At 52.1% G+C, this 3,997-nt stretch carries 3 protein-coding genes; 1 reads left to right on the top strand and 2 read right to left on the bottom strand.

Annotation, left to right across the window (positions count from 1 at the left end; genetic code table 11):
- Window positions 1–41 precede the first annotated feature (41 nt).
- Complete coding sequence (yfcE, locus tag C5S62_RS07100; protein ID WP_104404691.1) at window positions 42–614, bottom strand: phosphodiesterase; 573 nt, start codon at window positions 612–614, stop codon at window positions 42–44.
- A 226-nt stretch (window positions 615–840) separates the two neighbouring features.
- Between yfcE and eno the strand changes: the two genes are divergently transcribed.
- Entirely contained in the window at window positions 841–2,148 is a 1,308-nt protein-coding gene (gene eno, locus C5S62_RS07095) for a phosphopyruvate hydratase (protein ID WP_104404690.1), read from the top strand.
- Window positions 2,149–2,460: 312 nt separating this feature from the next.
- Here eno and C5S62_RS07090 read toward each other — a convergent pair whose 3' ends face one another.
- On the bottom strand, window positions 2,461–3,804 hold the full coding sequence (locus C5S62_RS07090; protein WP_104404689.1) for an MATE family efflux transporter: 1,344 nt from the start codon (window positions 3,802–3,804) through the stop codon (window positions 2,461–2,463).
- Window positions 3,805–3,997 lie beyond the last annotated feature (193 nt).

The following is a 3,997-nucleotide window of genomic DNA, read 5'->3' as shown; positions in this document are numbered from 1 at the left end:
GGTACAAAGAAAAGAAATGTTCCGGCGGAAAGCAAATTGTGTTAAAATAGAGGACAGCTTAAAAAAACAGATTCCTCGGCCAGTATCTGACCGTCGGGGAAACGGCGGACACGCAAACGGCCGTCGTCGAGAGTGGCGAAAGTGGGAACATTACCACCTTTAGGAAAGGTAGGAGAGCCACAGTTACACACCGCAGGTCTTCCGTTGCCGGCAGGGCGCAACGTCCACAAATGCGTATGTCCGTAAAGGAATACATCAACTGCAGGGGCCGGCGGCAGATTCTGCTCATTATATATATGTCCGTGCGTCAGGAAAATGCGCCGGCAACTGTCACACAGTAAGACATAGTCTGCCATCATGGGAAAAGGCAGCAGCATCTGGTCCACCTCACTGTCACAATTGCCGCGTACGGCTACAATATCTGCGGCTCGGGGCGCCAGCAACTCTACCACTCCCGGTGCGTCAAGTCCCTCGGGCAACCCGTTGCGAGGACCGTAATTGAGAACGTCGCCCAAAAGCAAAAGCATGTCATAACGGCCTTCGTCATAAAAACGGAGCACGCTCTCAAGCGCCGGACGAGAGCCGTGAATGTCGGATAAGATGAGATATTTCATTTCATAAGGGTTTTAAACCTACAAAGGTAACAAACGATTCTGACTTCACACTATGATTCCTCCCTCTACCTTTCCCGAATGACAACAAATATAGACGTAAGATAAAAAAACACAACGTTAATGTTTTATATATGAATGGATTTGGAAACATCGGGCTTTAAGTCTACCTTTGTGCATACGACCAGCACAAAGACTGTTCATCTGCATAAAAATAAAACAACTGATTATGAAAATTGAAAATATCCATGCCAGAGAAATCCTCGATTCACGCGGCAATCCTACCGTAGAGGTGGAAATGACAACCGATCTCGGCGTGACGGGCCGTGCTTCCGTACCGTCAGGCGCATCGACCGGCGAACACGAAGCTCTCGAACTGCGCGACGGCAACAAGAAACGCTACGGCGGAAAAGGTGTGCTCAAAGCTGTCGGTAACGTCAACAACCTTATCGCACCGGTGCTAAGGGGTATGTCCGTTCTTGACCAACGCGGCATAGACCGTGCCATGCTGGAACTCGACGGCACATCGGCAAAATCAAAACTAGGAGCCAATGCCATACTGGGTGTCTCGCTGGCAGCGGCACACACGGCAGCCAAAAGCCTCGGCATACCGCTTTACCGGTATCTGGGTGGCGCAAACACGTATGTAATGCCCGTTCCGATGATGAATATCATCAACGGCGGAGCACATTCCGATGCGCCCATCGCCTTTCAGGAATTTATGATACGCCCCGTGGGAGCTGCCGGCGAGCGTGAGGCCATCCGCATGGGAGCCGAGGTTTTTCACGCCCTGAAGGAACTGCTCAAAAAACGCGGACTCTCCACCGCAGTAGGCGATGAAGGAGGATTCGCTCCGAAACTCAACGGAATAGAAGATGCGCTCGACAGCATCGTACAAGCCATTAAAAAAGCAGACTACCGTCCGGGCGACGACATCCGCATAGCCATGGACTGCGCAGCTTCGGAATTTTCTGTAAAGGAGGAAGGACAGTTTTTCTACGACTACAGCCGCCTGAAAAACGGACTTCCCAAAGATCCCGCCGGCCGGAAACTCAGTGCCGACGAGCAAATAAACTATCTGGAAGAACTGATAACAAAATATCCCATCGACTCCATCGAAGACGGTCTTGACGAAAACGACTGGGAAGGCTGGGCAAAACTCACACGCGCCATCGGCGACCGATGCCAGCTGGTAGGCGACGATCTGTTCGTAACAAACACCAAATTCCTCAAGAAAGGCATACAACTCGGAGCGGGCAATGCCATCCTCATTAAAGTGAACCAGATAGGAACGCTCACCGAAACGCTTGAAGCCATAGAGATGGCCCACCGCCACGGCTATAGCACCGTAACAAGCCATCGTTCCGGCGAAACGGAAGATACAACCATTGCCGACATTGCCGTAGCCACCAACTCCGGACAAATAAAGACAGGCTCACTGAGCCGTACCGATCGCATGGCGAAATACAACCGGCTTATACGGATTGAGGAACAGCTGGCAGGCCGTGCCGCCTACGGTTTTGAAAAAATAGGGTGAAAAGTTCCCGATTAAGGGTAAAAGTCGGTGTCATAAGGACAAAAAGAACAAGGCCGCCACAAAAAATGCTGAAACTACGACAAAAAGGAACAAAAGAAAGCACAGAAGAATAAGGAGCTGTCATTAAAGTTTCCAATACAATTACAACAGATTCTGTACTAATTAAATTTTCTCTGATTTGAAGCGTGCCAACGGGAGGATTACTTTCTGTTGGCACTCCCGGTATTTCCGTCCCGTTATGGCGAACGACTCTCGGCAGCCGAAAAGTCCTGCTGTTTCCGGCATTCCTAAAACAGGCGATGACATACCGCCTCAGGCTTTCTCTTCCATTCTGCGAAAGGTGAGCGTTACGATAGGCAGTGTCAAGATAAAAGCGCAAACATCCGACACGGCCTGAATGAGTTCCACTCCGAGCAGTCCGAAAAATTCCGGCAGAGTGAGCGCCAGAGGAATAAAGAATAAGCCGGAGCGGGCGGCAGCCACCAGATTGGCTCGGCCGGAAAGGCGCATCGTCTGCAACATTTGGTTGGACACGCCTACAAAAGCCAGCAACGGATAAGCTATCAGTTGGAAGCGGAAAGCCACGGCGCCTACGGCCACTACTTCGGGATCGTGGCGGAAGAGGGTCACAATGTCTTCGGCCAAAAAACCGCAGACAACGGCGCACACCACGAGAAACGCCGTACCGGCCTTCACACAGAAGGCAAATCCTTCACGAACGCGGCCGTAAAGCCGTGCGCCGTAACAGAAGCCGCAAAGTGGCTGAAAGCCTTGGCCCAAACCGATGATTACGGCATAGATAAAGAAAGATATGCGCCCTACGATGGACATACCTGCAATGGCCGCATCGCCGTAAGCCCCTGCAGCTACGTTGAGCACTATGACGGCCGTGCAGGCCAGTCCCTGCCGCAGGAGCGAAGGCATGCCGCCCATGAATATTTCCCTCAAGAGTTGCCACGAGGGAGAAAAGTCAGCCAACCTGACGCGGATGTTACCGTCAGTACGGCTCATGCGGTAAAGAATACCAAAACCGCAGGCCTGGCTGACCACTGTAGCCACTGCGGCGCCCGTAATGCCCCATTCGAAGGAGAAAATAAACAGCGGTGCCAAAGCGATATTGAGCAACGCCCCCGACAGAACGCCCAGCATAGCCCGTGCGGCATTGCCCTGAAAGCGCATCTGGTTGTTGAGTGTCAAAGAACCGGTCATGAAAGGAACCCCCAGCAGCACGATGCCGAGATAACGTTCCGTGTAAGGCAGAATGGTGGCCGTAGAGCCGAGCAAAAGGGAAAGGGGGGTGAGGAAGAGGAGTCCGGCCATGGCTATCAACACCCCGGCCATAATGCTCAGACCGAAGCCCGTGGCCGCCATGCGCGCGGCATTTTCGCGATGACGTGCCCCAAGCTGCTGCGCTATATAGTTACCCGATCCGTGGCCGAAAAGGAACGCCACAGCCTGAACAACCGACATGGCCGCAAACGTCACGCCCACAGCGGCAGTTGCCTGTGTATTGATTTTGCCCACAAAATAGGTGTCGGCCATATTGTAAAGGCTCGTCACAAGCATGCTCACTATAGTGGGGGCACCCATCGTAAGAATAACGCGCCGCACAGGAGCCTGAGTGAGATAAGTGTAATTGTCCGTCCGTTGGTGCATAGCAAACACAAAAATACGCATTTTCCGCCAACGGGACGAATAAAAACCGCCAACTTCAACGCCAGTCTATTATCCTGAGAGACATTCAAAAGCTTTTCCGCCGTCAGCCGCGCCGTCTTCTGATATATGTCCGTCTATTCCCGAAGCGGCATTTACAGTGCTTCCAACCTACCTGAAAAATAACTGATACCTG

Origin of the sequence: Prevotella sp. MGM2 (assembly GCF_002933955.1) — a bacterium.
In the GTDB taxonomy this organism is placed as follows: domain Bacteria; phylum Bacteroidota; class Bacteroidia; order Bacteroidales; family Bacteroidaceae; genus Alloprevotella.
This window is presented reverse-complemented; position numbering and strand designations above follow the sequence as displayed.